Below are 24,691 nucleotides of genomic sequence, written 5' to 3'. Positions count from 1 at the left end.
TTTTTATGTTCTGGACATTTATGGATAAAGGAAGATGAAATTGAAGAAACCATCAAAATATATTTATACTTACATCCACCATCCCGATGAATATGAACTTCGGCGAATGGAAATGCGCTCGTTTTTCGGATTCGATACGGAGGAAAATTTTATAATCAGTGAACGCTGCATCGATCCGAGCCGCAGCCCCTTTATGGAAGATCGGCTGGAAGTATGGTATGAGGCAGATCGTATGGAGGAATTGCAACAACTCGTCAAGGAGTTGAAAATAGAAGATGCAACTTATAAAGTGGTATGCCTGAATAGAATGGATCTCGGAAAAACGAAAAAAATCCCTCATCCTGAACGCAGAAAAATCGAAAAACAAATCGGTCTATCCATCAATGGGGAACCAAATTTGAACCAGCCGGATCTTGTTTTTGGATTGCTTCACATCAATGATCGATGGTACTTCGGAAAATCGTCGAAAGCCGAATCGATTTGGCGCAAACATTTACATAAACCAAGCAGTTATTCTACGGCATTGAGCACCCGGGTGGCACGGGCCATTGTCAACATCGCAATTCCCGAACCGGAAGGCATCCGTGCAATCGATCCCTGCTGCGGTATTGGAACTGTTTTAATAGAAGCTTTATCAATGAACATTAATATTGTCGGAAGAGATATCAGCCCGCTTGTTTGCGTTGGCGCAAGAAAAAATATTGCCCATTTTGGTTATGAAACGACTGTGACCAAAGGCTCCATAACGGATGTAACCGATCATTATGACGTGGCCATTGTGGACTTGCCTTATAATATTTATTCTCATCTTTCACTGGAAGAGGAATATAACATCATCCTGCATGCGCGGCGTATTGCGGACCGGGTTTTATTTGTGGCCATTAAGCCGATTGAACATTTGGTTCAAAAAGCCGGGTTTGTGATTAAAGACCGCTCCGTCGCAAAGAAATCCAATTTCATCCGCCATATTTTGTTGTGCGAATAAAACCGTTTGAACATCTGTGTTGATAATGTGCAACGATTGGCAAAAAAAATCATCCTATTTTTGTGTAGGATGATTTTTTTTTTTTGCCGAACAACTTGTTAAAAAATGTTTCCTTACTTATTGTAGTGCCCATGGATATTCATTTCAGCAGCCGAGGAACCGATGGACAGACCGTTTTTTTCCATCCATTTTACCCCCGCTTTTATCCTCCAAAAAATAGGTCCAATATATTGGAGGCGGTGGAGGATTGTTTGTTATAAAATTCAGAGTATCCGCAGTTTTTGCAATACACTACGACAAATTGATTATGTTGGATATCAAACATTTTGGACAACCCTGTGCCCGTCATGGCCACTTCCTTTGTACCCGCATTTCTGCTTCCGCACTTGATGCAACCACTTTGTTTCATGTTCATCCCTGCTTTCCAATAATTTCTTTTCTCATACATACGAACGGCCCGGCCTATAAGTTTCAAAATTTGAAAAAGCCACCATCTTTTTTATGGTGACTTTCTTTTCATCCGAACATACTATTAATTTTTAACTGGACAAGATCGATGTGATAATATGCTTTGAATGCCACTCGCCTCCGGAAACCGTTGATATTTGATATTTTCTAGGAAATAATTGCCGATGAATTTCATCGATGGAAAATCCCTGCTTTGATAAGGTCTGCACTTTATCCGTCAATTCATATAAATACTCCAGTTTTTGTTGAAACGCCTTTTTTCCATCCTTTATATATCCTGCATGGCAACAGAACATTTCCCCAAAATCCAGCTGCAAAATGTTTTCAATGGATCGAATGATTTGCGGGATGCTTTCTTCCCTCAAAATCAATTTTGTTCTGGGTGTCACGAATAAGTCGCCTGAAAAGAGCTGGCCCGTGGACTCATTCAAGAATGATACGTGGTCACACGCATGGCCGGGAGTCTCTATGACGCGCCATTGATAGTTGCGGGACTCAAATGTTTCTTCGTGGGGAAGGGCATGATACGGCGGCCGAATCCCCCAGAAAAATTTTCGGTATAATTTATAATCCGCCCTTTTCCTGCTTTTTTCCACGGACATTGGATGAAGATAAACCGGCAAACCTTTATCGCTTAAATATTTTGCGCATCCGTCATGATCCTCATGGGCATGCGTAATCACCACACGGTCTATGGACAGGCGGTCAAAAAATTTGAGGAATTCTTTTTTCATGGAATGGGCACCACAGTCAATGAGCACCCCATCCTGATAAAAGGAATATACGTTTAAATGAACTTTTGAAAATGCATTTTTCCCTTCAAAAAGTTTTACATCCCCTACGCTTGTTTCAGCAAAACTTTGTTTCAGAAACATGTCAACACCCCCATTTGCCCATGAAAAAGTTTTGAATGAGCAAAAACCACACTTTAGATTTCCTGGATGAAGCGCACTTCATCATAACCGCATTCCGGACAAACCATCAAATGGGGACAGATTTGTTCTTTAGCCGTATTTGGATATCCATCCCCCATCTTCACCGTTTCTTCATCATTGTAGTGACCATAAGGATCAAGATAATCCGATACTTTCCCCGAATCTTCCAATCGCTTTTGGCAATTTGGGCAATATACCTCGATTTCATCCAATGAATTGCAAAGAGGACATTGTGCCATCGATTCTTCACCTCAACAACATTATTCTCAAATGCCAAAAAAAGCATTCCTTCCGTCAAATGAATGATTGTTCATTCGATGGCACAAAAGATGGAGACTGCTTACTTTTTTAGATAAGCCAAATAATAAAACATGCTTACAAATATTGCTCCTCCCACCGCATTTCCTAAAAATACCGGAACAAAGTTGGAAACATATTGCCCCCACGTCATTTCTCCGGCAAAGATGGCGGCAGGGATGATAAACATATTTGCCACGACATGTTGAAAACCGATCAATACGAACGTCATAATCGGAAACCATATGGACAAAATTTTCCCGGAAAAGGAAGACGTGCCATAGCACAACCAGACCGCCAACGCGACAAGCCAGTTGCACCCGATGGCTGATACAAAAGCTTCCACAAAACTGGCGCTCACCTTTCCATTGGCTGCGCCAACCGTTTTCTCCAAAAAGGCCCCTTCCGTCAGACCGGCAACATGTCCGAAAAAATAAGCGACAAATAAAGCGCCAAAAAAATTGAAAATCGTAATCCAAAACCAATTGCGGACCAGTTTTGTCAGTTTTATACGTTTGGCAAAACAGGCCATGGCAACGGCCATCATATTTCCAGTCACCAATTCTCCGCCGGCAAGCAAAATTAACACCAGGCCAATCGGGAAGACGCTTGCCCCCATGAAGTTTACAAAACTGCCCCATTCCTCGGGCATCGTACCAGTCATACGTACATAGGCAAGATAACCGATGGAGATAAATGCCCCTCCCAAAAACCCTAAAATGAACATTTGGAAAAAGGGCATTTCCGCCTTTTCTTCCCCTTTTTGAATGGCGATTTGGGCAATCTCTTTCGGATTGTGCTCCATTCAAACCTCCCATTAATGAATATTTATGAAATCCATGCCAGATTAATAGATGGAATCAATAAGATGGATATGACAATATCACTTTTCAGAATATTTTTCATTTATTTTAATGAACCGTTCAATTCCCGGTCAATACATAAATTTTCTTTTTTAGAATCAATATTCATCCCTTGAGGGTTTTCACCATCAAATTATGGGGAATCCCTTCTTCATAAAACACATCAGATTGAATCTGATACCCCAGCTGTTCATAAAATGCGTTTGCATGTGTTTGTGAATGGAGTTTTACCTTTGAATATCCTTTTTCTTTCGCAATCTTTTCCAATTCTTGCACAATCACCTTGCCAATCCCCAGTTTGCGATAAGGTTTCAACACACAAATTCTTTCCAATTTCCCAAAACCATTGGTAAACCGTATTCTTCCTGCCCCAACCGGTTTCTGATCGACCAGAATCAGAAGATGGTCGCATGGTGCTTCCAAAGAATCATACTCATCGATTTCATTTTCCTCCGGGACCCCCTGCTCTTCCACAAACACTTCCTTGCGAATGGCAAAGGCTTTTTCCAATTCCTCTTCCGTTGTCACCCGAATTGCTTCAATCATAATTTCATCCCTTTCTCCCTTCTTTTCATCCATCTTCAAATTTCCAATTGTTCCTGCATAAGACTTATCGGTCAGTTATTATTGTACTTATTGCTACATGTTTTTGGAAACTCATTGTTAGAAAATTTAAACTAATCCATTTTTGTTAGAATGTCAAATTTTTTGGCTAGACATAGTTCCCAATGGCGGTTACTATATAAGACGAAGGTATTATAAAAAAACTGAAGTTTTGTATTAGTTTTTAACACGAACGTTCGTGTTGCATTTTTTTTGCTAATGCACTTTAGTTTACTAAATCGTTAGATTACTAATATTAAGGAGAGTATGATATGAAGCGTATATTCACTTTATTATTCCTAATGGCAATGACAGTAATGGTTTTAGCTGCATGTGGTTCAGCTTCAGATGATGAAAAGAATGGATCAAAAGAAGAACCAGCGGATAAAGAAAAATTAATCATCGGTATTGATGACCATTTTGCACCAATGGGATTCCGTGATGAAAATAATGAAATCGTCGGTTTTGATATCGACATGGCCCGTGCCGCAGCTGAAAAAATGGGTGTGGAAGTGGAATTCCAACCAATCGATTGGTCAACAAAAGAAAGCGAATTATCCAGCGGCCGCATCGACTTGATTTGGAACGGTTACACAATTACTGATGAACGTAAAGAAAAAGTCTTGTTCACAAAACCTTATTTGGAAAACGCCCAAGTGGTTGTAACTTTGGCTGATTCCCCTATCAAGAAAATCGATGAACTTGCCGGCAAACAAGTGGGGGTACAAGCATTATCCTCCGCCTTGGATGCATTAAATGAACATCCAATCAGCAAAGAAGTGAAACTGAACGAATATAAAGACAATGTGCTTGCATTACAAGATTTGAAAAATGGCCGTGTGGATGCGGTTGTAATTGACAAAGTCGTCATTGAATATTACATGACACAAGAACCGGATACATTCAAAATCTTGGATGAAGAACTTGCTCCAGAACAATATGGTGTAGGTGTGAAAAAAGGAAACGAAGCATTGCTTGAAAAATTACAAGCCGCTTTGGATGAAATGAATGAAGATGGCACTGCCGCTGAAATTTCCGAAAAATGGTTCGGTGAAGATAGAGTATTAAAATAATGTTATGATAGAATAAGAGGTCCAATATTTCGATAAGAGTTTCCATAGGATATGGAACTCTTATTTTTTGGGAGGAAACATCATGGTTGATTATTGGAACAGGATTATTTGGCCGATGTTGGAAGGAGCTCAAATGACCGTTTTGCTCTTCTTCATCGCCATACTCATATCAATTCCATTGGGCTTTTTGCTCACTCTGGCTGTGCGCAGCCGCTTTAAGCCCCTCTCCTGGCTTGCCCAACTCTATATTACGGTTATGCGCGGCACTCCCCTTCTTTTACAATTGCTGTTAATCTGCTTTGGCCTGCCGATGATTCCGGTGATAGGGGAATATTTAGTCTTTGACCGATTCGTTGCGGCATGTATTGGATTTGTATTAAACTATGCCGCATATTTTGCAGAAATCTTCCGTGGGGGACTACTATCCATCGATAAAGGACAATATGAAGCGGCGAAAGTGCTCGGCTTGACAAAATGGCAAACGACAACTCGCGTCATTCTGCCCCAAATGTTCCGTGTCGCACTGCCGGCAGTCGCCAATGAATCCATTACGCTCATTAAAGATACGGCTTTGCTTTACGCCGTTGCGGTGCCGGAACTCTTGCACTTTGCCCAAACAGCGGTGAACCGGGAATTCACCATTGTCCCTTACTTTATTGCCGGGCTCATCTACTTGGCGATGACGCTCGTATTGACCGTATTCTTTAAATGGCTGGAACGTCGATATAAATACGAATAGAGGTGAAAATCATGGCGTTGATTGAAGTATCAAACTTAAAAAAATCCTTTGGAAATCAGGAAGTGTTAAAATCCATCACATTTTCCGTGGATAAAAAGGAAGTGGTCGCGATCATCGGGCCATCCGGATCAGGAAAAAGCACGTTGTTGCGGAGCTTGATTCATTTGGAAGAAATCGATGACGGAAGTATTTGTATCGACGGAGACTTTTTAGTGAAAAACGGCCAATATGCAAAACTGGCAGAAATCCGAAAAATAACCGGAAAAATGGGCATGGTGTTTCAACATTTTAACTTGTTCCCCCATTTGACGGTGAAAGAAAATCTGATGTTGGCGCCGAAACTTCGAAAAACGGAGTCCATGGCGGAAATCGAAAAACGTTGTATCGACTTGCTGCAGAAAGTTGGTTTAGCCGATAAAGCGGATGCCTATCCAAGCAATCTTTCCGGCGGTCAAAAACAGCGTGTTGCCATCGCCCGGGCACTGATGTTAAACCCGCAGATCCTGCTTTTTGATGAGCCGACTTCGGCCCTTGACCCGGAACTGACAGGGGAAGTATTGAAGGTCATGAAAGATTTGGCGGAGGAACATATGACAATGATTGTTGTCACCCATGAGATGGGCTTTGCACGGGAAGTGGCAAATCGCGTCATATTTATGGATGGCGGTGAAATTATCGAAGAAAATGAACCGGAACAATTCTTCCTACAACCTCAACATGAACGCACAAAATCGTTCTTGCATAAAAACTGGAAATAATCGGAGGACCGGAACGTAAGAAAAATAAAAGAGGTAGCGGTATCATATATCCAAAAAGAATGGGACAAAACCATCTTCAAAAATATAAACAGCCCATGAAATTTCAAAATAAAATTTCATGGGCTGTTCTTGATTTTCAATTTATAGCATATGAAAAATACATACAGATCAAACAGGTTTCTAATGAAAAACCTATGATTGTGGAAACTGTTCAGTCTGTCCGTTTCGTTCAGCCATAGAAAAGCAACAATTGAAAAGCCATGGTGAATGAAAAATGGGAACTACAAATAATACTGGATAGACATAGAAAAAGAGGCTGGGACATAACTAATAAAGTGAACGAGCTGCAAAAAAATTTTTTGTAAAAAATTGATATCACAGAAAAATGATTGGAGTGACGGGGCGACTCCTGCGGGAACAGCCCGAGTCTCGAGACCCCGCAGGAGCGAAGGTTTGAGCTCCGAGGAGGCTCGAGCCCAATGTCAGAAACTTATTCAACCAATAATTTACAGTTAGTAGGCAACCATCTGGCTGTCTACTTTTAAAAATACTATTCAACCTACAAAGTGTTGATAATTTTCTAAAATCGGCTAAAAAAGGCAATAGGATGCCCGGGGCTTAAATTTTTATTTTTTTAAGCCCCTAATTTATTTACATTTAATAAACAAATAGGTTATATTTATCCTATGTTTTGTTTATAGACACCTTTTTTGGTTTAGGGGATACTTTGTTGAGAACAGACCATTCCTTCGTGGGTAGCTTCTCCCAGACCGAATAGGTGTCTTATTTCTTATAATCACTTTCATGATTTTTGTAAACATTCTCTCTCTTTTGATTGGACAATCTTCTAATAATAAGTGAACCATCCTATCCTTTAATTTTCCTATTAAGATATTTGTGTTTACTTGATAATCATGTTTTCGTCTTTTTTTCTTACTCTCCTCATTAATTGTTTCATTGGCATCATTTCTCAATAAACTGACCATATTCGATAAATATATTGATGCATAGAAATCTTGTTCAATTGCGATTTTCGAACTACCCGTGAAATTTTCTATTTCGATTTTATTTTTCACATCATTATATTCTGTTTCAATTCCCCAGCGTTTAAAATAAAGAGATTTAAACTCAGAGATATCAAACTCTTCCTCGGTTAAATTTGTGACAAGTATTTCTTCCGTGCCAGAATCCAGTGGGAATCTAACTACACGAGCAGTAATCACTTGTTTCCTATGTATTATATGAATGTTTTGATCAGCATCTTTCGCTTCGACAATTTCCTTTATCGTATTTTTTTGACATCGCATCACATATTTGATACCAAGGGCATCTAAATAGGCAATAAAATCTCTCGATGGATACCCTCGATCAAATAAAAAAAGATCATTTTTTAATCCAATTTGTACGAGTTCTTCAATCATATCCTTTGCACTATCTCGCTCAGCTACCTTATATGGATTGATTCTAGAAGTAATAATGATTCCATTCTCAAGATCGTAAATACAAGAGGCACTAGCTCTTGCATAACTTGTCTTATGATTTTTTCCATACCCAAAATAATTTCGAAGCTCCTCAGTATCAGGAATTTGGAGCACACTTCCATCGATTGCGCAAAGTCTAAATCCACGATAAGTTTTAAAGGAATTTTCTTCATAATACCAATTCACAATCGCTTTTGTAAGTTTTACAAAAGCGAGAGGAGAAATCTTTTTTCGTGCGGCTGAATAGCCTTGTTTGGAAATACTAATTTCTGATAAATTAAATTTGTCGAAAAAGTCGTCAAGTTCAATTTGGAGGCTCTTTTTAACAAAGTTTAAGCTAAATAGAATAGTATTTTTAAAATTTAACTTCTTTTCTTTTCGTGTAAAATACGTTTCTTTTGTCCGAGATTCAAGCATAAACATCACATCATTCAGCAACTTTCGAGTAATCTCAATTGCCCCTAAAAAAGTACTTTTTGTTTTCAAAAAAACCACCATCCTCGTTTTATTAACCAAAAATTGGCTTCTAAAACGATTTTGGTGTCCTTTTTAAAATTACAAGAGGCTTATTACCTAATTTTATAAAAGTTAAATTAAATATTATTTTCCATTAAATGTAACATTAAGTTGATGACATTGGGCTCGAGCCGGGCCCGCGGAAAGCGTCCCCGGAACGGAAATCAATTTTCTTCAATTATCAAAAAAACACCATTTTTCTCCCGTGAGAAAATGGTGTTTTTTATCTTTTGTCCCAGCCTCTTTTTCCATCTTGAAGCCAGGTCACGTCCCAGCCCCTTTTAAATTTTCACAGCCTCTGATTAATTTAAAACAACTGTTTCGCTGAACAAAATGCCAAAATATCGATATCGGATATGTACATTGTGAATATCTTCATCATGGCTTACTTTAAGGCTGTATTTGGTTGATGATTCCCCTGGATTTGTACCTTTTGGAATGGAAACCTCATCAATCTCTTTTAATTCGGCATCTTCCCCCGCTTCTGGATCTTCATCTACGGCCGCTGCAAAATCTTTCAAAGATTTGCCCACTTGAATTTTCGCATCTTTCGGAACTGCATGATTATTTATTTGTACACTGTCCACTTTTAAATCTCTAAAGCCCTTATTCCCTAATTCGATAACAACCGAATCATGATTTTCGCCGATTTCAATGTCACCGGTAGTCAAAGGGGGCGCCGACTTCAAATAGATGAAGAATCCTCCCGCCAAAACCACAAATATTAGCGCAACAAGCAGTAATTTTTTCAATGCGATCATCCTTTTGTAGTAATTATCGTACTGATCATGCCTATTTTAGTTTATACCACCTTCAAACAAAATTGTAGAATGGAAAAGTTAAAACTCTGTGAAAACTCATTAGGTTGGTTCAGATGCGCCGATCTTTTCAACTCATTGGATGAATATGGCCGTTTCTCCAATCTTAAATTCTTTGCGTTTCTCCTTTCCATCTTCCGTCCATGTCACAATAAACATGCCTTCATTCAACAAATCAATCAGTTCATCTTCAGAAATTTCCCCCATATAAAGGACGATTTCCTGTTTTGCCGTATATTCCTTTCGCTTTGTATCATCATATTCAAAACCTTCGCCCGACCAATATACATCCGTAGTCAACAGTTGGCTGAACGGCTCGGTCAATTCCGTTTGAATATTTTCTACCCCGTCCGAATATTTAAATTTAAATGTAAAAAGCAGGTTCCGGAAATTTTTTTGTTCCGGATGGTCCACATATTCCAATGCCCCCAATGTTTGGTAAGTTTCGTCATCGATCGGCCTGATTTCCGTGCGGACCTCCATATCCGAATGGAGCATGTAATAAAGATACCCTGCAAAAAAAAGAATGAGAAAAAGCAACATCGAAACGATTAATGCAATCATTTTCTTTTTCAATTTTCAACACCCTCTCCTGCAATTGAACTTTCCATCATGATATTGTTATATATGTTTCTCGTGTAAAGATTAATTTCCTTTTATTTGTAAAATTTTTTTAATATCAACGATTCATTTCATTCTCAGTATCCCAATAAAACAAATATTTACTCTTCATCTGTACGTAAACCTTTCCGCCGCAATTTGACACAATCCGATGGACTCTATATGATCGATTTAGATGATCAGAAAGGTGACGGTACAAATGAAACCACCATTGACGAAAGAAGAACGCGAATCCCTATACCCCTATGCAACCCAAGAACAGCTTGATTTCCTAATGAAACATGTCAAACAAGGCTTTCGCACAAAGTTTTTTAATCTGATGGCAGAGAAAAAAGTGACGCTCGTCCGTTCACAAGATATTTCACTGGAGGAAATTGAAAAAGACGCCAGCCATTGGATTCTCGATCATTACATTGATCACGGCAAAGGCAACTACCTTGGAAGATGCGCCTGCAATAGAAAATTGAGACGCATTTTTACAGTGAAACATGAAATCACCGGAAAAACCATCGATTATGGCGAAGAACATTTCATGCAGTTTTTAAGCATCGACAAAGACATTTTAAGAGATCTTATTAAAGATTTTTCTCTCATCAATTTGGAAATGGATGAATTGCTGATCAAAATAAAAGAAAACCGCTATGGTTATGAATTACTGGAAACCACCTTCCATGGGATGGATTTGCCTGAAGATATCCAGGCGCACATTCATGCAAATGTTCCTTTGTTGGATCGGCAAATCGAGCGTTTATATCGGAAACTGAGAAAAATGGAAAAAGAGATGCGGAAAGCGCAAGAAGAGGCGTTAATGAAGGCTTTCATCGAAGAAAAAAATCATATGCTTGAACAATTGGAACAAGAAAGAAAAAAATTGGAAGAAATAGTGGAGCGGGTGCGCCGTTCACTTCCGCCCAATGCAACGAAAGAAATGATCGCTTATCAGCTGGTGCTAAATGGAATCCACAGCACCGTTGAAATCTGCCATATATTAATCGATTACTTCGGCCAAGATGGCACCCTATCCGCAGGCATACATAAAAGACCAAGAATTTTGCCATCTATTCTTCAGTATTTTCTCGAACAAACGGAAAAAGGCCATTTAATTTTAGTTGAAAAATTGGGTGTGACCGATTGCATATTCAAACCGAATGATGATCTATTCAACATCGAATTGGAAATGGAAGAAAATGATGAGGCCAATCAAGAGGAAGAACAGCTGTCTTTGTTTTTTTGACGTGTCATCTCAAGGGGGCGTCTGAAAAAAACATTTGGGTCGACCCGCCCCCTTGTGGCTGTTGCGCGCGGTTAGCCACAGATAAATCATAGCTATTGCAATCGCTGAAAATGCATTGGACATGGGTGGAGCCTTTGATGCGGCCACCGCGGGAGCAAAAATCTTAAAAAAATATCAGAAGTGAGGGCTGCCATGAAAATTATTACTTTCCGGACAGTCCCCTTTCTCTCTACTGAAAAAGTTATTTTTTACAATTAAGGTAGAGGTCAATAGGTAAAGAATACTTCCTTCAGCAAACAATGATTACATTCATCGTTTAAGAAATACCGGAAAGAAAAGTGGCAACCGGATTGTTGCCCTTCAAAAATATTAGATGGCGAATACGAGTTATTATTTAATCAAGTTTTTTAGAAAACATTGTCAACGTTGGTATAGTAATTAATGAAGTCATCCGGAACAATTGTTGCTGAAAAAAATATTCTTTACGCTATACCTAAATTATCTATCAATTTTTTGATAATGAAAATACTGAAAACATAATTAACGATTTTTCTGACAAAACCTTCTCATACTAAGGACTTAGTAAGAAATTTTCGCAATATTTTATCCACAAGTATCTTATAGTAAAATAATCACTGATTCATTCAATCAAAGCCCATTTATTATTACTTTCAGCCCTTCCAATTTTCCTATCCCCACCAATGGCGTCAATTGCATCACCCGCGCATCCGGTTCCAACCGGCAATTGACTATTCGATCGTTTTTATCTCAACCAGTTTTTTTCCACAGCCTGTCTATCATAGTGCAAAAAATGGGGAAATCCCCATTCAGGAACATGTTCCCTTTCCTGATGGGGAGCATCATTCAATTGGATCTTTCATCAAATTTTATGATTTGTCATTGGTTTTACGGTTTCGGATATTGGCGACATGGTGGTCAAATTCTCTCGCCAATTCTTCCGCCCTTTTTCTACGATTTTCCTTTTGGCTTCCTTTGTTAAAGTTCATTTTATGTTTTCTTTTCATCATTTTCACCTCCGTTGTCTTAGTTTGTACAACTTCAGTGAAAATGCTAATGCCACTATCTAGGCACATCTTCATTAATTGACAAAAAAAGAATGGGGAATCGCCGCTTCAACCTTCATAAAATGCATGCTTTGATTACTTTCGATTGTTATCCATACGGGCCATTAAATCTTTTTCTTTTTATATTTTTCAGCATACATCATTCTGTCGGCTTCTTTGAAAGTTTTTTTCATGTAACCAATTGAATGGGGTGAAAACGCCCATCCCATCGACAATTCAATCGGCAAATTCACATGGGTCCGGTTATATTCATCAATGGTTTTCCGGATTTTTGTAAATATGGTTTTCACATTGCTCTCGGTTGTATTTTCGATTAAAATGACAAACTCGTCCCCGCCGTATCTGGCAACGGTTTCGGATTGAAGCGAATTTTTCAATAAATTCCCCATTTGTATCAACAATTTATCACCATATGTATGACCAAGCGAATCATTAATATGTTTCAAATTATCCAAATCGCAAATAATAATACCGATGGGCCTGTCATCCCTCGTATTTAATTTTTCCTCCTGTTTTTCATAATAATTCCGGTTAAAGAGACTGGTTAAACTATCGTAAAAACTGAGTTCCTTCAGCTTCTTTTCAAGCGCTATCCGATCGGAAACATCCCGGCTAAATCCGGCAATCTTTTCCAACTTCCCCTTATGATTATAAAAAGGGATGACCCGGTCTTCACACCAAATATATTGGCCGTTTTTTTTCATATATCTTGCTTGAAACGGTTCACTGAAATTGGTGGTGCCGGTTATTTTTTTTAATTGGACATGCAGGTCTTCAGGGTGCACGATTTTAAATGGAAGGTCAGGATCGTGGTAAAAATCTTCCAAAGAATATCCTGTTTCCCGCTCCATGGCACTGTTGACATATAAAAATTTTCTTTCCGGAAGGATTTGATACATATAAACGACATCATCCGTATTTTCCAATATCATTCGAAACCGTTTTTCTGATTCTTCAATCTGTTTATATTTCGTAATGTCAATGAGTGACATTTTAGCCCCTCCAATTGCATCAGGAACAACGAATACATCAAAGGTGCGGACATTTCCCTTTTTCCCACGCAGTTGGATTTCAATTATTCCTCTGAATTGAAGAAGGTTTTCATGAAAATCGACTGTATATTGATAAAAGTTGGAACCAATCATTTCATCTTGTTCATACCCTAATAAGTCGGAACAATTTTCACTAATGTTTGTGATGGTGTGAAGTTGATCAATCTCCATGAAAAGTTCTCTGCTTATATCCTGCTTCATGATATCCACATACATTCGTCCTTTATTTAATTTTTAAATTATCAATAATGATATATATTTTTTTATTATAGTACAAACAATCTACCATTTATATGATATAAATCACATAACTGCAAATATTTACAATAAACAAAAATGAGGCTGGGACATAACTAATAAAGTGAACGAGCTGCAAAAAGGTTTTTTGTAATAAATTGATTGGAGTGACGGGGCGAGTTTCTGTCGCGCACGCTTAGTCGCAAAGCAAAAGCTTTCCTGCGACGAGCCCTCTCGAGACCCCGCAGGAGCGAAGGATTGAGCTCCGAGGAGGCTCGAGCCGGGCCCGCGGAAAGCGTCCCCGGAACGGAAATCAATTTTCTTCAATTATCAAAAAAACACCATTTTTCTCCCGTGAGAAAATGGTGTTTTTTATCTTTTGTCCCAGCCTCATTATTTTAAAATAATAAAATCTTTTGCGATTAAGTAAAAAATTTTATGGGGTCATACTTACTTCTTTGGTCCTCGGCTTTTCCATTTTTTCTTTGCTGCCTGTTTTTTGGACGATGAATAAAATACAAACACAGCTTGCAGCGACTAAAGTGCCGTCCAACAACAGCGGCGCGCTCCAGCCATTCGTAGAATCTCTCAACACCCCTGACACAACCGGGGAAAGTAATGCGCCAAATTCCGCAATTAAATTCCACAAACCAAAAGCGGATCCGCGATGTTCAACCGGCGCCAAATCGGAGACAAAAGCATGTTGAATCGATTGTACGGCAAAAAACAAAATGCCTGAAATGAACAAAATGAGGGACATAACGACCAAATTGGAAGCACCGCTCATTAAATAAAAAGCGAACAGGAAAACGGATAATGCAAAAAATACAGTTAAAACCAGTAAGACATTGCGACGCCCATTTTCCGAATGGGACACTCTATCCGAAATCAATCCGCCTAATGGGAAACCGATTAAGCCGGCAATGGCATTAAATGATGCGACGAGGGCAGCAGTAAGGAGCGTCCCTCCTCCAAATTCCTGTACGATGGAAACGGACCAGAAACTGTAAAACCATAAATGCCACATGATGGGAATCGCTGAAAGATAAAGTAAAAACAAATTCCGATTTTTTAGTACAGGACGCACTTCTTTCTTGGACTGATAAATATAGACCACAAATAAAATGGAGAATACCGTAAAAATGGCCGCCATCATTCCTTCAGATAATCCCAGATTATTCGTCACAATAAAAACCGTTAAAATAATGGCCAAAAAGAGCAGGGAATAACTTCCCAATCCTTTGACCGACTTTATCAATCCACCCGGTTTCGATTTTTCGTCGATATTGTTTGGAATCCCTTTCAGCATAATCAATCCAAACAATATCGTAAGGGCCCCTAAAATTAAGAATGGTGATTTCCAAGCATCCGTTCCCAAAAACGGTGCAGCCCATTCAATTAAATAAATCGTTCCAACCAATCCAAGGGTCAAACCTACAGATAGGCCGCCCATGACAATGCCCATGCCAAGCCCCACCTTTTTTGGAGGAGTCACTTGGGCAATCAGTGAACGGTCATTCGAATAAAACGCCCCTTCACCTAATCCTGTCAAAATGCGCAATGCAACAAATACGAACAATCCTTCTAAAAGGCCAGTAAAAAAGGTTGTAATTCCAGCCCACAGTATACTCAGGATGACCATATTCCGGTGGCCGTATCGATCCCCAAAATAACCGCCTGGAAATTGGGTCAACATATACCCTGCAAAAAATAAACTGCCGAGCAATCCGCCGAGAGCATACGGATTTGAAGATTCCGCTATCAAAGCGGCATCATTGGCAATCATCCAAGAAACGACCGGACCAGTAATCGTGCGATCAAAATATGCGAAGACCCAACCTAAAAACAGCATTCCCCATACTCGCTTATACGGTTTTGTATACATCATTTTCCCCCTTTGTTTGAAAAGAAAATGGGAAGGAAGGTCACGATTCCCTTCCTTCCAACCATCGAATTAATATTTTGTCGCTAACTCCGGATGCCCTGTTCGTGGCCCGAATGGACCTTCATCCAGCCATCTTCCGAGACTTGGAATATGTGGTGCCAAAAATGCGGCAATCTCTCTCCGTAATTTGATGTCTTCGTTTGTTCCTTGGATATGTTCCAGGGCGAGGTTGGAACAATGCCGGTTCCAACGGCCTGCTTTTAACCGCTCATCGGCTGCCGCTTGAATATGTTTTTTGCGCTCCTCTTCATTGGACTCCACTTCAAGCGCTTTTTGGATGCCTTTCGCCGCGACAATCGCATCCGGCACCCCGGAATTCAAGCCGCGCGCCCCAAATGGTGCAAAGAGATGTGCCGCCTCACCCGCCAAAATCACCCGGTTATGCTGATCGGTATATGTTTCCGCCACTACTTGATAGAAGGTATATGTTGAAATCCACGTAATACGGTCTGCATATTTTGGATCCATCACTTTTGGAAGCCATTCGCGGACTCCGGCTTCTGAACCATAATATTCCCGGTCATCTTCTTCAAATAATTGAAGATCGATTCGCCAACCTCCTCTGAATGGAACATACAGCACATTTCTTCCATCAACATTTGGATGTTGATAGTGGAATACCCGTTCAATCGGCAACGGATTTTTTTCATCTTCCGCCACATCAACCACGACGAATGCATCGGACTTTCTCGGCCCTTCAAATTTGATGCCGACCGAATTTCTCACAACCGACCGGGCTCCATCACAAGCGATGACGTATTTAGTTTTCCATTCTCCCTTTTCCGTTTCGACGGTTACGCCCTCTTCGGAAGTTTTCACATTCGTCACTTTTTCATCCCAAACAAACTCCACTCCCGCTTCAATACATGCCTGATACATCGCTTTTTCAATTTCGTGTTGATGCAAACTTGTAAAAGCGGGAATTGTATTTGGTTTAGGTGGCTCGTACACCCGTTTATACACTTCTTCCCCTTTGTAAAAAGTCCTTTTCACTTGCCATACGATTCCTATGTCCGCAAGCTTTTTGCCCAACCCCGGTGAAATTTGTTCCAGAAATTCAAGGGTTGCCTTATGAATATAAATCGCGCGGCTTCCCGGACGCACCCTTCCTTCCTTTTCCGCTTCCAAAATCGTCGCCTTCAACCCTAAGTTGTGCAATGCAAGAGCTGCAGTCATCCCTACCGGACCTGCACCGATCACCAATACATCTCTTTCATTTGTCATATTTTTTACCCTCCTATTTGATATTGCTGTAATTTATGTTTAAGCTCTTCCGGTATCGGTTGAGCTTTTGGCTTTTCCCCTTTCAGAGAAACCCAGGCACGCACCTCATAACCTTGTGCGATGACGGTTTCCCCATCTTTAAATTGATGGGCCAATTTGAATACCTTTTCCCGAAGTTCCTCCACTTTCGTTGTCACGGTAATGATCCGATGAAAATAGCCTGGTGCAAAAAAATTGCAATGAGCTTCAAGCAGTGGAATTGAGTAACGCTTTTCCAATAATTCTTGAGTTGGAAAACCGATTTGTTCAAAAAATGCATGGGTCGCATTGTCCATATACCGATAATAATTCGGATAGTAAACAATGCCGGCCGCATCCGTATCACCAAACTGGATTTTAAATTGATATTCCATTGACATTTCCCCTGACTTTCGATTCCCTTTGGTCAATCACCCGTTTTGCCTTCATTTCAAAGCGGGTTAAATGATTATTTTCCACCCGCTCCACTTCAATTCTCAGTCCAATTCTGACGCGCAACAGTCTTGCGAGCGGCTCAACGGCATTTTCCGGACCTTCAATCAGCACTTTCACTTGGTCCATTTCCCGTTCTGTATAGTAAACGATCCGGAATTCTTTAATTTCAGGGAATTCCCGAATTATTGCCTCAATCGAAGTCGGATAAATATTCATTCCCCGAATGACGACCATATCATCGGCCCGGCCCACAATACCGCCAGGCAAAAACAGATGCGGGTTGCCGCAAACACAAGGTTCCTTTTGATAGATCACGACATCTCCCGTTCTGTATCGAATCATCGGATAACCGTATCGCCCTAAATTTGTCAGGACAAGTTCCCCTTTTTCTCCAGGCTTTACATGTTCCAATGTGTCAGGATTGATGATTTCAACAATGAATTCTTTTTCATTTACATGAATGCCATTTCGTTTTTGACAGGAATACCCATATGCGCCCATCTCGGTCATTCCCACATGGTCATATAATTTGGCGCCAAATAAATTTTCGATTTGTTGACGGACGGACGGAATGGATCCCCCCGGCTCCCCTGCGGAAATGATTTTTTGGATGCTGGAGTTTTTCATATCGATCCCTACCTTCTCCGCCACTTCCGCAAGGTGCAACGCATAACTTGGTGTACATAATAAAACGGTTGCATGATTTTGGATCATGCTATTTAAGCGCTCCTCCGAAGACATTGAACCACCGGGAATGGCGAGCGCACCTAATTTCTGGATGCCATCATAAGCCGCCCAAAAGCCGATGAACGGTCCAAAGGAAAAGGCCAAATAGCATCGGTCAAACTGGGTCACTCCCGCACTTTTTAACACTTCCACCCAACAGTTCGTCCACCATTCCCAACTTTTTCGGGTATCCAATATTTTCAAAGGCCTTCCGGTAGTTCCGGAAGTTTGATGGTAACGGATATAATTTTCCGTTGGATAGGTGTGGTTCCGTCCAAATGGCGGATAATCGATTTGATCTTGCGCGAGTTCCTTTTTCGTTGTAAATGGTAAGCGCTTTAAATCTTCAAAATTTTTTATGGGTAAATGAATGCCATCCAATTTCTCTTTATAAAAACCATTAAACCGGCCAACAAATAACAACAATTCATTGAGCCGTTGAAATTGATAATCTCTCAAACCCACTTTCGTTTCATAGACTTGATGGATTGCCATCGCGATCCCCCTTTAGTAAAAAAACTATTGTAATAGTGATAATAGTTTGAAAATATTGAATATAGAAGAATCATATTCCGCTATGCGGAACATGCAAAAAAATAATTGCTAAAATTTCTCTTATTTGAAAAATTTTAATGTTTCATGCATATTTTTTATTAAACCGGAATAAAGGGGAAATGAATGATGAGAACTTCCAACAGTTCTTTGAAGAATGCTTTGCGGATTTTAAAAACGTTTTCCGTTGATCACACCGAACTGACGCTTGACGAATTCGCTGCCAATAACGGCATTTCAAAAAGCACCGCCTGCCGTTTGCTTCAAACATTGGAGAGCGAAGGATTTATCGTGCAAAATACCCGTTCCAATACATACCATTTGGGACTTTCCGTTTTATATTTGGCCAATATCATGTTAGAGGGGTTTTACCCATTGAAAGAAATGACGAGGTATTTGAAAAAATGTACGGAGGAAACCGGGGAATCTTCCCATATTGCCGTATTGCAAAGAAAAGAAGTGATCTATTTAAAAAAAGAAGATAATCAATACCGGATCCATTTGCAATCTCATATCGGAAAGCGGAATCCTGCCCATTGCACGGCATCGGGGCTTGCTTTGCTTGCTTATGTGGATGAACAAACCATCCGTGAATGGTATGCGGACGGATTCGAACGCCCCACAAAGTATTCCATCTCTTCCATCGAACAATTGTTGAAACGCTTGGAAGATGGACGGGCAAAAGGATACTTTATCAGCGAACGGGAAATGGTGGAAGACGTCCTTGCTGTTGGTGCGCCTATTTTTAACAAGGATGGGGAAGTTTTGGCTTCCATCAGCATAGCGGGATTGCATGCACGCATGAAGCCGCAACTTTCGAAAATCACCCAGCTGGTGAAAGAAACAAGCAAAGAAATATCATGCATGATCCAACATTCGAAGGAGCCGTTGATTCATGAAACATACATTGGATGAAAAATATTTTGTTCAATCGGTCAAAAAAGCGTTACAGATTTTAAAATTGTTTAAAAACCGGAGGCAAGAGCTTTCGGTCACTGAAATTTCCCAATTGATGGAGCTTCCGAAATCCTCTGTTCATCGCCTGTTAAAAGAAATGGTGGAAGAAGGATTTTTGATCCAAGACCGGAAAACGGGAAAGTATAAATTAGGATTTTCCATTTTAGCTCTTGGAGGAATTGTGAAGTATCACATTGATTTTTTCGATGATGCGCGGCCGCTGCTGCAGCAATTTGTAAAAAAATTCAACTTGCCCATTCACATTTGCATGATGGAGCAACAAAAAGTCACCTATTTGATGAGAGAAACGGGAAACATTCCGATGAAGCTTATAACCAGAACCGGCCGGCAAAATGATATCCACTGTACAGCGGAAGGAATGGCCATTTTGGCATACAAAAACCGGCAAATCATTGACTATATTTTATCGAAACCATTGAAACAACATACCCCTTACACGTTGACCGATCCGGATGAACTGCGGGATGAACTCATCAAAGTCCGTTCCCAGGGTTTTGCGATAATGAAGGATACGTACGCAGTTGGTTATTCCGGTTATGCCGCCCCAATCCGGGATTATACCGGTGAAATCTTTTTATCACTTGCGGTGATTTCAAAAAATGATTGTATAACCCCGACGATTGAAGAGAAATTGATCGTTGCCATTAAAGATACAGCAAAAGAGATTTCAAAAATATATGGTTACTATGATTAGTAGGTAGATGAAATCATGCGCAGGACGGAAATCGAGTAGGAGGGAGCGATTAACTCCCGTCCTCTCACACCACCGTACGTACGGTTCCGTATACGGCGGTTCAATTAAGATCATTGACGCAAGTTTTCATAACTTCCGTGAATAGCTGTTCTTTTTATGCCAGTGGTCACTCCACCCTCCAAGAGGTCCCCCACGGGATTCACCGCTTCCTTCCTCAAGTGAGGTACTACGTTTTCTGTGTTCATCATGACTCACTGAATGCCAAGGGCTATTCTCTCTTCATTGTTCGGTCCTTCTTAGTTGTTCTAGACCAACTAATACTATGACCTCTGCTGACTTCTGACGGTTCAGCTACTTATCACTAAGTAGGTTACGAAGAGTATTTCACATATCCGCCAGACCTCCCCGGGTAAGTACATGCACTTTCACACCATCTATCCGCCTCATTTACTCGATATGACCTTCGACAGAAAGAGCTTTGTTTTGTTATGCAAACTCACTCAATCATACCTAGCCTTATATGAGGTTCGTGTTCCTCGGACCGGTGTTTTGCCTCCTGCTTCCTTCAGATTCCGCGTCACCACGGACACCATTGTGTTGAGCTAACCTCTACTTCTGTCTTCGGGGTTCGGGACTTACACCCTATCGTTCATGTACATGCCGGGCGCACAAAATCGAGTAGGAGGGAGCGATTAACTCCCGTCCTCTCACACCACCGTACGTACGGTTCCGTATACGGCGGTTCAATTAAGATCATTGACGCAAGTTTTCATAACGAGCTTCAAGACTTTTCAGCCCTTGGTTTCTCCAATAGGAGTTACCAAGGGTTCTGTGTAATATTGGACTTTTTGAAATACGCCAATAACTCTTCCGAGTATTTCCCCATTCATACGCTTGCCATTGTGGTACGCCAAGTTGAATAAGGTTGCGCATCTTTGTTTTCGGTTTCTTCCAGTTCTTCCATAGACACATTCGAAGTCTTCTACGAATCCATTTATCTAATTCAAGGAATGTAGATTTGGTGTCTGCTAACGCAAAATATCCACACCATCCCATTAGATATTGATTCAGTTTCTGAATGCGGTATTCCATCGGGTAGGGCATCTTGCGTGATGTGATTTCACGAACTTTATTCTTCATTCGTTTAAGGCTTTCTTTTGCGATACGAACCTTTGGCTCTTTATGATAGGTAAAGCTAAATCCTAGAAACTTACGTTTCCATGGACGGTCGACCGCTGATTTCTTTTCATTTACTTTCAGTCGTAGTTTTCCTTCAATGAATCGTTGAATGCTTGCCATTGTGCGAAGTCCTGCTCGTTTACTTTTCACGTAAATGTTACAGTCATCCGCATATCGAACGAATTTGTGTCCTCTTCTTTCCAATTCTTTATCTAGTTCATCTAGTACAATATTAGACAGTAGCGGACTTAATGGTCCTCCTTGTGGAGTTCCTTCTAATGTGCTTGACACCACACCATTTATCATGACTCCCGATTGTAAATACTTACGAATCAATTTCAGTAATGGTTTATCTTGGATTCTCTTCGCGAGTGTACCCATTAATCTGTCATGGTTGACCTTATCAAAGAATTTCTCCAAGTCCATATCTACAACCCATCGATATCCATCTCTTATATATTCTTTCGCTTTCCTCACCGCATCATGAGCACTTCGGTTTGGTCGAAATCCGTAGCTGTTTTCAGAGAATGTAGGGTCATACACTTTTGAAAGTACTTGGGCGATTGCTTGTTGAATCAAACGGTCTGTTACGGTAGGGATTCCTAGTAAACGAGCACCGCCATCAGGTTTCGGGATTTCGACTCTGCGGACTGGCATCGGTTCATAAGTTCCCTTGAGAATTGCTTCTTTAATCGATAGCCAGTTTTCAACTATGTGCTGTCGTAGGTTTTGTACGGGCATCATATCTACTCCGTGGCTTCCTTTATTCTGTTCTACACGTTTTAGTGCTTGAAGCATGTTCTCCCGTGACAGGATTTGATTCAAAAGCATCGTTATTCTCCTTCCGTGAATAGCTTGTCTTCTTATGCCAGTGGTCACTCCACCCTCCAAGAGGTCTCCCACGGGATTCACCGCTTCCTCCCTCAAGTGAGGTACTACGTTTTCTGTGTTCATCATGACTCACTGAATGCCAAGGGCTATTCTCTCTTAATTGTTCGGTCCTTCTCAGTTGTTCTAGACCAACTAATACTATGACCTCTGCTGACTTCTGACGGTTCAGCTACTGATCACTAAGTAGGTTATGAAGCGTACTTCACCTATCCGCCAGACCTCCCCGGGTAAGTACATGCACTTTCACACCATCTATCCGCCTCATTTACTCGATATGACCTTCGACAGAAAGAGCTTTGTTTTGTTTCGCAAACTCACTCAATCATACCTAGCCTTATATGAGGTTCGTGTTCCTCGGACCGGTGTTTTGCCTCCAGCTTCCTTCAGATTCCGCGTCACCACGGACACCCTTGCTCTTGGCTAACCTCTACTTCTGTCTTCGGGGTTCGGGACTTACACCCTATAGTTCATGTACATGCCGGGCGCACAAAGAAAAGCAGCACCTTCAATATCCGGGAAGGTGCTGCTCTCATCTCGCTAATCTGCATCCACTTCTATAATTTCACCCGTCTTCGCATCAACTTTTATATCGATTTCAGAAAGGCCCTTTTTAAATTCGATGGAATAGCGTGTTCTGCCATCATCCACCTCAAGAGACCAACCGACAGGGGTAAAACCATTGACTTCCTCTTTTGCAGAAGCTTTTTCGATGGCTTCTCCCGGCTCAATAATATTTGAAAGATCCAGAGCTTCATCTCTGTCATGATTTGCTTCAACTTCTTCCACTTTCATTTCTTTTGTGGACGCATCAATTACTACATCGTAATCTTTTGCAGAATCAAAACCGTCGATCTCATAACGCAAATTTCCAAAATCGGCATCCAATTCAATGGATTCGATTTTCGCATCCGGATATTTCGCCAAGAATGTGTCAATTGCCTCTTTCATCGAAACAGCCGGATTCGTCACATCTACGTCTCCGTTTGCATTCGTGTCCGCCGTTGTGCTGGTTTGGACATTGGTTGTTGTGTCTGTTTCATTCATCGCATTATCATTTTCATTTGATGTGTCTGTGCCGCAAGCAGACAGCAACATGAGGGTAAGCCCTGCCATCATTAATTTTTTTATCATGGATATGACCTCCTTTAGTGTTTCCATAATATAATTGGCACTTTTTTTAAAAAGAATACCTGCGGCTATTGATTCATCATTAATTTCTTTGCCATCTGCACATGTTTTTCCTGCCCTTCCAACAGGATGTGGACATGGCAATTTGCCAAACGGGGAAAAAGTCGGCCCATTTTTTTATGGATAGAAGGATTTTTAAGTTTGATAGTGAATTTTATAAATAATTCCATAGTTTGATAGGAGGCGGTAATGTTGAGCAAAAAAGTGTTGATTCTTGCTGGTGATGCTGTAGAAGCGCTTGAGGTGTATTATCCTTATTATCGTTGTCTTGAAGCGGGCTTTGATGTAACCATTGCGGCACCTTCCGCAAAAAAACTGCAAACGGTTGTCCATGATTTTGTCGATGGTGTCGATACGTACATTGAACGTCCCGCATATGGTTTGGAAGCGCATGAGGCATTTGAAAACATCAAACCGGAAGAATATGATGGCCTTATTATTCCAGGCGGCCGCGCACCGGAGTACATCCGATTGAACGAATCTGTGCCATCCATTGTCAAACATTTCTTTGAAGCCGGAAAACCGATTGCCGCTGTTTGCCATGCCGCACAAATTTTCGCGACCATTCCGGAAGTGATTAAAGGCCGCGAATTGACAGCTTATATCGCATGTAAACCGGAAGTGAAAGCGGCGGGCGGTACGTATGTCGATAAAAACCTCCATGTAGATCAAAATCTCGTAAGCGGTCACGCTTGGCCTGATTTGCCAGGGTTGATGAGAGAATTTATTAAGTTATTGGAAGGCTAAAAATGCCCCCATCCAATTTTGAATTGGATGGGTTTTATATTTCGATTCCCCATATACTATGAAAAAATTATCTCTCCCTCTCGAATCTTACAAGAATCACCCCGAATTTTTATATATTCATATCAGATTGAAAAAGGACAGGGCTCTATTATGAAATAATATTAACTCTTGAATATAATTATGCTGGTAGTGTCAAAAAATCTATGAAAACTTAGTTTTGGAGGGATGTGATCTAGCGAAACTAGAGGAAATGCCGCCGCAATCGCTCTTGACAAACACGTCAATGGTTTGATTTCGAACCAACAAGGGCGAAGGGAACAAAAAGAAG

Annotated in this window: 25 protein-coding genes; 8 read left to right on the top strand and 17 right to left on the bottom strand. The window is 40.6% G+C overall.

Annotated elements, in window-relative coordinates; genetic code table 11:
- Positions 1-34: 34 nt before the first annotated feature.
- Complete coding sequence (locus NSS77_RS12550) at positions 35-985, top strand: RNA methyltransferase (RefSeq protein ID WP_342469037.1); 951 nt, start codon at positions 35-37, stop codon at positions 983-985.
- A gap of 202 nt (positions 986-1,187) precedes the next feature.
- Here NSS77_RS12550 and NSS77_RS12545 read toward each other — a convergent pair whose 3' ends face one another.
- From NSS77_RS12545 to NSS77_RS12525, 5 genes are all read right to left on the bottom strand, one after another.
- Complete coding sequence (locus NSS77_RS12545; protein WP_342469036.1) at positions 1,188-1,394, bottom strand: zinc ribbon domain-containing protein; 207 nt, start codon at positions 1,392-1,394, stop codon at positions 1,188-1,190.
- 130 nt (positions 1,395-1,524) lie between these two features.
- Positions 1,525-2,328, bottom strand: a complete 804-nt coding sequence (locus NSS77_RS12540; protein ID WP_342469035.1) for an MBL fold metallo-hydrolase — start codon at positions 2,326-2,328, stop codon at positions 1,525-1,527.
- 53 nt (positions 2,329-2,381) lie between these two features.
- On the bottom strand, positions 2,382-2,627 hold the full coding sequence (locus tag NSS77_RS12535) for a hypothetical protein (protein WP_342469034.1): 246 nt from the start codon (positions 2,625-2,627) through the stop codon (positions 2,382-2,384).
- Positions 2,628-2,728: 101 nt separating this feature from the next.
- Positions 2,729-3,490 (bottom strand): formate/nitrite transporter family protein, encoded by a 762-nt coding sequence (locus NSS77_RS12530; RefSeq protein ID WP_342469033.1) that lies wholly within the window; start codon positions 3,488-3,490, stop codon positions 2,729-2,731.
- 163 nt (positions 3,491-3,653) lie between these two features.
- The gene (locus NSS77_RS12525) at positions 3,654-4,091 is read right to left on the bottom strand and encodes a GNAT family N-acetyltransferase (protein WP_342471277.1); all 438 of its coding nucleotides are present in this window, start codon (positions 4,089-4,091) and stop codon (positions 3,654-3,656) included.
- Between the two features lie 332 nt (positions 4,092-4,423).
- Between NSS77_RS12525 and NSS77_RS12520 the strand changes: the two genes are divergently transcribed.
- The 3 genes from NSS77_RS12520 (at position 4,424) to NSS77_RS12510 (ending at position 6,721) form a co-directional block, all read left to right on the top strand.
- Entirely contained in the window at positions 4,424-5,224 is an 801-nt protein-coding gene (locus NSS77_RS12520) for an amino acid ABC transporter substrate-binding protein (protein ID WP_342469032.1), read from the top strand.
- A gap of 82 nt (positions 5,225-5,306) precedes the next feature.
- A complete protein-coding gene (locus tag NSS77_RS12515; RefSeq protein WP_342469031.1) occupies positions 5,307-5,963 on the top strand; it encodes an amino acid ABC transporter permease in 657 nt (218 codons plus the stop codon).
- 11 nt (positions 5,964-5,974) lie between these two features.
- On the top strand, positions 5,975-6,721 hold the full coding sequence (locus NSS77_RS12510; protein WP_342469029.1) for an amino acid ABC transporter ATP-binding protein: 747 nt from the start codon (positions 5,975-5,977) through the stop codon (positions 6,719-6,721).
- A gap of 695 nt (positions 6,722-7,416) precedes the next feature.
- Here NSS77_RS12510 and NSS77_RS12505 read toward each other — a convergent pair.
- The 3 genes from NSS77_RS12505 to NSS77_RS12495 form a co-directional block, all read right to left on the bottom strand.
- Positions 7,417-8,697, bottom strand: a complete 1,281-nt coding sequence (locus NSS77_RS12505; protein ID WP_342471212.1) for an IS4 family transposase — start codon at positions 8,695-8,697, stop codon at positions 7,417-7,419.
- Between the two features lie 323 nt (positions 8,698-9,020).
- Positions 9,021-9,470, bottom strand: a complete 450-nt coding sequence (locus NSS77_RS12500; protein ID WP_342469028.1) for a hypothetical protein — start codon at positions 9,468-9,470, stop codon at positions 9,021-9,023.
- A gap of 141 nt (positions 9,471-9,611) precedes the next feature.
- A complete protein-coding gene (locus NSS77_RS12495; protein WP_342469027.1) occupies positions 9,612-10,112 on the bottom strand; it encodes a hypothetical protein in 501 nt (166 codons plus the stop codon).
- Between the two features lie 244 nt (positions 10,113-10,356).
- Here NSS77_RS12495 and NSS77_RS12490 point away from each other — a divergent pair, with 244 nt between their 5' ends.
- Entirely contained in the window at positions 10,357-11,391 is a 1,035-nt protein-coding gene (locus NSS77_RS12490) for a hypothetical protein (RefSeq protein WP_342469026.1), read from the top strand.
- A gap of 887 nt (positions 11,392-12,278) precedes the next feature.
- Here the strand turns inward: NSS77_RS12490 and NSS77_RS12485 are convergent.
- The 6 genes from NSS77_RS12485 to NSS77_RS12460 form a co-directional block, all read right to left on the bottom strand.
- Positions 12,279-12,419 (bottom strand): hypothetical protein, encoded by a 141-nt coding sequence (locus NSS77_RS12485; protein WP_342469025.1) that lies wholly within the window; start codon positions 12,417-12,419, stop codon positions 12,279-12,281.
- Between the two features lie 161 nt (positions 12,420-12,580).
- A complete protein-coding gene (locus NSS77_RS12480) occupies positions 12,581-13,729 on the bottom strand; it encodes a diguanylate cyclase (RefSeq protein WP_342471276.1) in 1,149 nt (382 codons plus the stop codon).
- A gap of 472 nt (positions 13,730-14,201) precedes the next feature.
- Positions 14,202-15,650 (bottom strand): MFS transporter, encoded by a 1,449-nt coding sequence (locus NSS77_RS12475; protein WP_342469024.1) that lies wholly within the window; start codon positions 15,648-15,650, stop codon positions 14,202-14,204.
- 69 nt (positions 15,651-15,719) lie between these two features.
- Positions 15,720-16,934, bottom strand: coding sequence for an FAD-dependent monooxygenase (locus tag NSS77_RS12470; RefSeq protein ID WP_342469023.1), 1,215 nt, complete (start codon positions 16,932-16,934; stop codon positions 15,720-15,722).
- 5 nt (positions 16,935-16,939) lie between these two features.
- Positions 16,940-17,347, bottom strand: a complete 408-nt coding sequence (locus NSS77_RS12465; RefSeq protein WP_342469022.1) for a thioesterase family protein — start codon at positions 17,345-17,347, stop codon at positions 16,940-16,942.
- Positions 17,331-18,629: an AMP-binding protein gene (locus NSS77_RS12460; protein WP_342469021.1), complete on the bottom strand. Its 1,299-nt coding sequence runs from the start codon at positions 18,627-18,629 to the stop codon at positions 17,331-17,333. The genes NSS77_RS12465 and NSS77_RS12460 overlap by 17 nt, the downstream gene beginning before the upstream one ends.
- 183 nt (positions 18,630-18,812) lie before the next feature.
- On the opposite strand from NSS77_RS12460, the gene NSS77_RS12455 reads away from it, so the two are divergent.
- Positions 18,813-19,601: an IclR family transcriptional regulator gene (locus tag NSS77_RS12455; RefSeq protein ID WP_342469020.1), complete on the top strand. Its 789-nt coding sequence runs from the start codon at positions 18,813-18,815 to the stop codon at positions 19,599-19,601.
- Positions 19,582-20,358 carry an IclR family transcriptional regulator gene (locus NSS77_RS12450; protein ID WP_342469019.1) on the top strand — a complete coding sequence of 259 codons (777 nt, stop codon included), beginning with the start codon at positions 19,582-19,584 and terminating at the stop codon, positions 20,356-20,358. Before NSS77_RS12455 ends, NSS77_RS12450 begins: the two co-directional genes overlap by 20 nt.
- 110 nt (positions 20,359-20,468) lie before the next feature.
- Here the strand turns inward: NSS77_RS12450 and NSS77_RS12445 are convergent, their stop codons facing one another.
- The 3 genes from NSS77_RS12445 to NSS77_RS12435 form a co-directional block, all read right to left on the bottom strand.
- Positions 20,469-20,606 (bottom strand): hypothetical protein, encoded by a 138-nt coding sequence (locus tag NSS77_RS12445; protein ID WP_342469018.1) that lies wholly within the window; start codon positions 20,604-20,606, stop codon positions 20,469-20,471.
- A gap of 505 nt (positions 20,607-21,111) precedes the next feature.
- Entirely contained in the window at positions 21,112-22,368 is a 1,257-nt protein-coding gene (gene ltrA, locus NSS77_RS12440; RefSeq protein ID WP_342471184.1) for a group II intron reverse transcriptase/maturase, read from the bottom strand.
- 597 nt (positions 22,369-22,965) lie between these two features.
- A complete protein-coding gene (locus NSS77_RS12435; protein WP_342469017.1) occupies positions 22,966-23,559 on the bottom strand; it encodes a PepSY domain-containing protein in 594 nt (197 codons plus the stop codon).
- Between the two features lie 249 nt (positions 23,560-23,808).
- Here NSS77_RS12435 and NSS77_RS12430 point away from each other — a divergent pair, with 249 nt between their 5' ends.
- Positions 23,809-24,363, top strand: a complete 555-nt coding sequence (locus NSS77_RS12430) for a DJ-1/PfpI family protein (RefSeq protein ID WP_342471275.1) — start codon at positions 23,809-23,811, stop codon at positions 24,361-24,363.
- The last annotated feature ends 328 nt before the right edge of the window (positions 24,364-24,691 follow it).

The organism is Ureibacillus sp. FSL K6-3587 (assembly GCF_038593165.1).
GTDB classification, from domain to species: domain Bacteria; phylum Bacillota; class Bacilli; order Bacillales_A; family Planococcaceae; genus Ureibacillus; species Ureibacillus suwonensis.
Note: the sequence above shows the minus strand (reverse complement) of the source record. Positions and strands in the feature narration are given on the sequence as shown.